Source organism: Bifidobacterium samirii (assembly GCF_003952945.1).
Taxonomy (GTDB): domain Bacteria; phylum Actinomycetota; class Actinomycetes; order Actinomycetales; family Bifidobacteriaceae; genus Bifidobacterium; species Bifidobacterium samirii.
Genome location: NZ_QXGK01000013.1, coordinates 69,704 through 75,712, shown reverse-complemented (window position 1 = coordinate 75,712; position 6,009 = coordinate 69,704). Strand labels below are relative to the sequence as shown.

The window sequence follows — 6,009 nt, the reverse complement described above, 5'->3', positions numbered from 1 at the left end:
CCCGGATCGCGGGCGTCGAACCGGAAGACGACGAAACCCCACAAGCCGACGCGGACTAGGATTTCACGCTCACCACAGGTGAGGCACCACTCCGGATTACGCGCTCATTTTCAAATGAGGCACCTCGTGATTTCGGCAAGGCTTCGCCCACCCGACGGCCGGAGTGGCTGCTCCGTCCTTCGGATTGCGGGGTGGGGTGAATCCTGATCTGCGGGTGGTGGATTCCCGTCGATGACCGGGCTAGGGCAGGTAGCGGAAGGCGTTGACGGCCATCATGATGCGCTCGGATCCGTCGCCGTCGCCGTGCTGACCGGAGATGGCGGTCCACCTGTCGATGACGTCGAGCAGTTCGTCGGTCATCGACCGGAATTCGTCGCTGGTGAGGCTGATGGTGGACTGGGTGTCCAGCGCGGCCTCCCGCCATTCGTCGGGCAGGGAGGCGGCCTCGCAGCCGTAGCGTTCGAGCGCCTGCCGGTGCTGGAGTCGCGTCGCGCGGATAAGCGCCTCGCTGACGGTCGGGTCGATGGCATCCGGGTCGATATCGAGACGGATACCGCGCTGGCTCGCCTTCCAACAGCTTTTGCGCGCGTCGCCGTCGGGGGACGGGCCATGCTCGACCAGTCCGGCCTGCTCCAGCCGGTGCAGATGGTAGCTGACCGTGCCGGCCGATTCCCCGATGGCGGCGGCGATGTCGCCGACCGTACGCGCCTTGCGATCGTCCATCATGCTCAGGATGCGCATGCGCGTCGGATGCGACAACGCCCGCATCTGCCGCAGACTGGCGGTCTTGGTTGCTGACGTGGTTCCCGCTGCGTCGCTTCGTTCGTTCATGACTGCTCCTTGACGGCACGTCGATTGTCGGACGCATCCCGATCTCGGGTGCGGCGCCGCCGGACGTTCCCGTCCGATGGCATGTACTCTACAAGGATTCCCGTGGAAATCAACAAGAAGTCTTGTACGAATCGCACGGCGTGTCATGGCGAACGTCGAAACGAAGAAACGTTGCAATCATGCGGATTTCAGGTAATTCCACCATCTCCGTCATTTCACAAGACCGTGAAGCTCTTGTCGAATTCAAGATCGGCCCGCGGTCCGGGGCGGCATGTGATTCGGTTGCGAAGGGAGCCGGGGCTGTTGAGCTTGGGGAAGATGCGGATTGGCTTGTCTGCTTTCTTCGTCGAAGAGACGGATTTTTGTCAGGGAATTGGGAATCCGCGGTTTCCTTGATTCCGTGGAAAGCGCTGCCATCGGGGAATAATCGCGGACTCGGGTGCGGACTCAGGTCACGCAAAACGGCCTGTCCGCGTGAGCTGAGTCCGAGATTCCGTGGAATCCTCGGATTCAAGTCACGCAGACAGGCCGTTCGGATGCATGAAAAGGCGGCTGGAAGGGGCCCGTCGTCAGCGGCCGGTGATCTCCGAGCCGAGGACCTTCTCGCTGAGCGCACGCGGGCCGCGGGTGACGGCGACCGCGCCGGAGCGCACCAGTTCGATGATGCCGTAGTGCTCGAGCAGTCCCAGCAGCGCGTCGATCTTGCCTTCGGCGCCGGTCGCCTCGATGGTGAGCGACTCGGGGTTGACGTCGACGACGCGCACGCGGAACAGGCGCACGATCTCCAGCACGTCGGAGCGCGTCGACTGGTCGGCCGCGACCTTGATGAGCACCAGCTCGCGTTCGACCGTCGTATCCGGGTCGAGGTCGACGATCTTGAGCACGTGGAGCAGCTTGTTGAGCTGCTTGATGATCTGCTCCAGCGGCACCTCGTCCACCTCGGCGGTCACGGTGACGCGCGAGATGTCCGGACGTTCGGTGGGGGAGACGGACAGCGAGTTGATGTTGAACGCGCGGCGGGCGAACAGGCCGGCGATGCGCGCCAGCACGCCCGGACGGTTCTCCACGAGCACCGACAGCGTGTGACGCTTGGAGCCGGGCTGGGAAGCGGGATAGTTGGCCATGATTGAAAACTCCTTAACCCTGTATGTCCCTGGTTGACCTGCGGATCGCGCGGTCCGTCAGACGCTCGCCACGTCGGTCGGCGCGCCGATGCCGTCGGCGGCCTGCGCGGCCAGCCCCTGCGGCATGAGCGGCTTGACGCCCGGACGGTAGGTGACGTTGTCGTTGGCGTCGCCGGCGGCGACCATCGGCCACACCATCGCGTCCTTCCACACGCGGAAGTCGATGAGCACCGGACGGTCATTGATCTCGTTGGCGCGGCGGATGCATTCGACCGCCTCGTCCTCGGTGAACGCGCGCATGCCGACGCAGCCGTATGCCTCGGCGAGCTTGACGAAGTCGGGCACGTCGAAGAACTCGCCTCCGGCCTCGACCTCGGGTTCCTTCATGTCGCCGTCGAGCAGGTTCGTGGCCGAATAGTGCTGCTTGTAGAACAGCGTCTGCCACTGGCGGACCATGCCGTACACGGAGTTGTTGAGGATCGCGATCTTGACGGGCGCATGGTCGAGGAACGCGGTGGCCAGCTCCTCGGAGCACATCTGGAACGAGCCGTCGCCGTCGATGAGCCACACGGGCTTCTTGCCGTCGAAGTCGCGTGCCGAGCCGATGGACGCGCCTATGGCGGCCGGCAGGCCGAATCCCATGGTGCCGAGGCCGCCGGAGGAGATCCACGAATGCGGCTTCTCGAAGTCGACGAGCTGGGCGGCCCACATCTGGTGCTGGCCCACGCCGGCGACCCAGATGGTCGACGGGTCGGCCTGCGCGGACAGCTCCTTGACGACCCACTGCGGGGAGAGGGAGCCGTCGGTCGGCTGGTCCTCCGGCTCGTCGTAGTCGATGGTGTAACGTTCGCGCAGCGCGTCGAGCTCCTCCCACCACGCCTTGAGGTTCGGCTTGCCGCCGATCGCCTGCGAGCGCCTGATCTCGGGGATGAGGTCGTGCAGCACGGTGGCCACGTCGCCGACGATCGGCACGTCGGGGGCTCGGTTCTTGCCGATCTCGGCCGGGTCGATGTCGATGTGGATGACGCGTGCGCCGGGTGCGAACGCGTCGAGTCGGCCGGTGACGCGGTCGTCGAAGCGGGCGCCGATGGCGACGAGCAGGTCGCACTTCTGCGCGGCGGCGGTCGCGGCGACGGTGCCGTGCATGCCGAGCATGCCGAGGTTGTGCGGGTCGGAGTCGGGGACGATGCCCTGCGCCGGCAGCGTGGTGACGATCGGCGCGCCGGTGATCTCGGCGAGTTCGGCGACTTCGGCGGACGCGTTGGAGCGCATCGCGCCGCCGCCCACGTACAGGACCGGACGGTACGACTTGGCGAACAGCTTGGCCGCGTCGGACAGCACGCGTCCGTGCGCCTTGGTGGTGGGGTTGTAGCCGGGCAGGATCATGCGCTGCGGCCACGAATAGTACATCTCGCCCACCTGCGCGGTCTTGGTCAGGTCGACGACGACGGGGCCGGGGCGGCCGGATCGTGCGATGTAGTGGGCTTCGGTGATGACGCGCGGGATGTCCTGGGCGCGCGTGACGAGGTAGGAGTGCTTGACGACCGGGTAGGTCGCGCCGACGATGTCGGCCTCCTGGAACGCGTCGGTGCCGATCGCGTTGACGCCGACCTGGCCGGTGATGACGACGAGCGGCACGGAGTCCATGTTCGCGTCGGCGATGGGGGTGATCATGTTGGTCGCGCCGGGGCCGGACGTGACGATGCACACGCCGACGCGGCCGGTGGCCACCGCGTAGCCTTCGGCCGCGTGGCCGGCGGCCTGCTCGTGGCGCACGAGCGTGAAGCGGAACTTGGTGTCCTCGTTGATCGCGTCGTAGACGGGCAGGATGGCGCCGCCGGGCAGGCCGAAGACGTCCTGGACGCCCAGGTCCTCCAGCGCGCGAACCAGCGCCTGTGCGCCGGTCATCTTCTCGCCGTCGACAATGGTCTGCTTCTCGTTGGTTCCGTGCGTCTTGGGCACGGCGCTGAATGCCTGAAGGGGCGTAGGTGTCGCCATGGTTCCTCTCAACTCCGATCGGTCTGGCCCGGGGCCGGTGGGGTCGGCTGCGGCCGGGGCGCGTGTGGCGCGTCGGCGTCGGCCCGATCGTGCGGCCGGCCGCTTGTGGCGGCGGACGCGGACTGCTCCGGGGGTACGCTGCCCATCCTAACGAGACGGCGCATGACGGGCGTCGGTCCGCCCATATAGTGACGGGCGGGCGCATCCGTCGCTCCGGATGCGCCCGCCCGTGGCGGTCCGATGATGTCGTCTATCGGCCTACAGCGCGTTCCACGCGACCTCGGCGGCGGCCAGCTGCGCCTTGCGCTTGCTGGACCCCTTGCCGACGCCCCAGACGGTGTCGTCGTCGCCGAGCATGACCTGCGCGGTGAAGACCTGCGCGTACGCCGGCCCCTCCACCGACATGCGGTAGCGCGGGTCGCCCTTGCCCTGCTGGTGCGACTTGACCTCCAGCGAGGTCTTCCAGTCGAGCGCGGGGCCTTCGGTGGCGACCTCGGCGAGCGTGTCGTCGATGAGCCGGTGCACGACGCGGCGCGCCTCGTCGATGCCGTGTTCGAGGAACGTGGCGCCGATGAGCGATTCGACGATGTCGCACAGGATGGAGCTCTTCTGCGCGCCGCCCTGCGCCTTCTCGCCGTGGCCGAGCAGGATGTAGGGGCTGACGCCCAGCTTGGTGCGGGCGATGGCGCTCAGCGAATCCTCGCTGACGGCCTTGGCGCGCATCTTGGCGAGCTGGCCTTCGCTCATGTCGGGGTGGGCGTCGAACAGGGTCTCGGTGGCGACGAGTTCGAGCACGGCGTCGCCGAGGAACTCGAGGCGCTCGTAGTTGGCGGCGCCGGGATGCTCGTGCGAGAACGAGCGGTGGGTGAGCGCCTGCACGAGCAGTTCGGGGCGGATCGTGGTGCCCAGCGCCTCCAGCAGCGGGTTCGACGGGTTGGCCGGCTGGGCGGTGTAGTCTATGGAGTCCTTCGAAGTCATGGTTCCTATGTAGCCACGCCGCGTGGACCTGGGGCGGATCGGGTTCGCATCGCGGCCCCGGGTATGACAAAGCCCCGCCACCCGTCGATGGCAGGGCTTCATGCTGTCACAGCCGTGAATTCAGCGAACTCACTTGGCGTGCGGGGCGCGGATGGCCTCGCGGTAGATGCGGCCGCGGAAGTTGCCGCAGGACGGGCAGGCCATGTGCGGCAGCGCCGGAGCGCCGCAGTTCTGGCAGGTGACGGTCTGCGCAGCAGACGCCTTCCAATTCGCGCGACGGGAATGCGTGTTGGCGCGCGAGGTCTTGTACTTAGGCAGTGCCATTTGTTGTTCCTCTGTTTCGTTCGAACGATTGAGCTTAAGCGTTGGGTATCTTAGCGCATCGCCCGTACAATGTCACATCGGCCGCCGGATGGATGCCGTACGGCCGATGCGGCGGCCGTCGGATCACTGTTCCGCTTCGAGCATCGCCTTGAAGCCGGCGAGCGCCGCGAACCGGTCGTCGACGACGTCGTGATGGTGGTCGGGGTCGTCGTTGAGGTCGACGCCGCACTGCGGGCACAGGCCGGCGCAGTCGGGGCGGCACAGCGGCTGCAGGGGGATCGCTTCGACGAACGTGTCGCGGATGAGCGCCTCGAGGTCGGCGAAGGAGCCGTTGGCGAGCAGCGGGTAGGTGTCTTCGGATTCGTCCTCGCCGGCGATGATGTCGACTTCCTCCTCCTTGCCGTTCTTCCCGCCCTTGCCGGGGCGGCCGGAGCGGGCGGAGTCGTGCGCCTCCTTGGATTCGTAGGGGAAGAACGTGGTGACGTCGACGGGCCAGTCGCGTTTGAGCGGCACGAGGCAGCGGGTGCATTCGGCGTGGACGGGCGCGGTGATGCGCGCGGTGAGGATGAGGCCGTCGACGATCGAGTCGAACGAGCCGACGACGTGCACGTCGGCGCCTTCGCGCACGCCGACGACGTGGTCGCCGATGCCCGACGGCGCGGGGAACACCTGGTCGATCGGCTTGCTCTGGCCGGCGCGCGACGCGACCTGCGCGACGGAAACGGCCCACTGGGAATCTTCGGGACGTGGCATG

The 6,009-nt window shown here is 67.2% G+C and carries 6 protein-coding genes; all 6 read right to left on the bottom strand.

Annotated elements, in window-relative coordinates; genetic code table 11:
* Nucleotides 1-240: 240 nt before the first annotated feature.
* The gene (locus D2E24_RS07090; protein ID WP_164521050.1) at nucleotides 241-831 is read right to left on the bottom strand and encodes a helix-turn-helix domain-containing protein; all 591 of its coding nucleotides are present in this window, start codon (nucleotides 829-831) and stop codon (nucleotides 241-243) included.
* Nucleotides 832-1,400: 569 nt separating this feature from the next.
* Nucleotides 1,401-1,955: an acetolactate synthase small subunit gene (gene ilvN / locus D2E24_RS07085; protein ID WP_125968638.1), complete on the bottom strand. Its 555-nt coding sequence runs from the start codon at nucleotides 1,953-1,955 to the stop codon at nucleotides 1,401-1,403.
* A gap of 57 nt (nucleotides 1,956-2,012) precedes the next feature.
* The gene (locus tag D2E24_RS07080; RefSeq protein WP_125968637.1) at nucleotides 2,013-3,953 is read right to left on the bottom strand and encodes an acetolactate synthase large subunit; all 1,941 of its coding nucleotides are present in this window, start codon (nucleotides 3,951-3,953) and stop codon (nucleotides 2,013-2,015) included.
* Between the two features lie 258 nt (nucleotides 3,954-4,211).
* Nucleotides 4,212-4,931 carry a ribonuclease III gene (gene rnc, locus D2E24_RS07075; RefSeq protein ID WP_125968636.1) on the bottom strand — a complete coding sequence of 240 codons (720 nt, stop codon included), beginning with the start codon at nucleotides 4,929-4,931 and terminating at the stop codon, nucleotides 4,212-4,214.
* Between the two features lie 129 nt (nucleotides 4,932-5,060).
* Nucleotides 5,061-5,255, bottom strand: coding sequence for a 50S ribosomal protein L32 (gene rpmF, locus D2E24_RS07070; RefSeq protein ID WP_125968635.1), 195 nt, complete (start codon nucleotides 5,253-5,255; stop codon nucleotides 5,061-5,063).
* A gap of 123 nt (nucleotides 5,256-5,378) precedes the next feature.
* Entirely contained in the window at nucleotides 5,379-6,008 is a 630-nt protein-coding gene (locus D2E24_RS07065) for a YceD family protein (protein ID WP_125968634.1), read from the bottom strand.
* Nucleotide 6,009: the final 1 nt, after the last annotated feature.

Bases quoted from the DNA above. Each gene is read 5' to 3' on its own strand.
- D2E24_RS07090 (WP_164521050.1), bottom strand. From the start codon at position 831: ATGAACGAACGAAGCGACGCAGCGGGAACCACGTCAGCAACCAAGACC.
- D2E24_RS07065 (WP_125968634.1), bottom strand. From the start codon at position 6,008: ATGCCACGTCCCGAAGATTCCCAGTGGGCCGTTTCCGTCGCGCAGGTC.
- ilvN (WP_125968638.1), bottom strand. From the start codon at position 1,955: ATGGCCAACTATCCCGCTTCCCAGCCCGGCTCCAAGCGTCACACGCTG.
- rnc (WP_125968636.1), bottom strand. From the start codon at position 4,931: ATGACTTCGAAGGACTCCATAGACTACACCGCCCAGCCGGCCAACCCG.
- rpmF (WP_125968635.1), bottom strand. From the start codon at position 5,255: ATGGCACTGCCTAAGTACAAGACCTCGCGCGCCAACACGCATTCCCGT.
- D2E24_RS07080 (WP_125968637.1), bottom strand. From the start codon at position 3,953: ATGGCGACACCTACGCCCCTTCAGGCATTCAGCGCCGTGCCCAAGACG.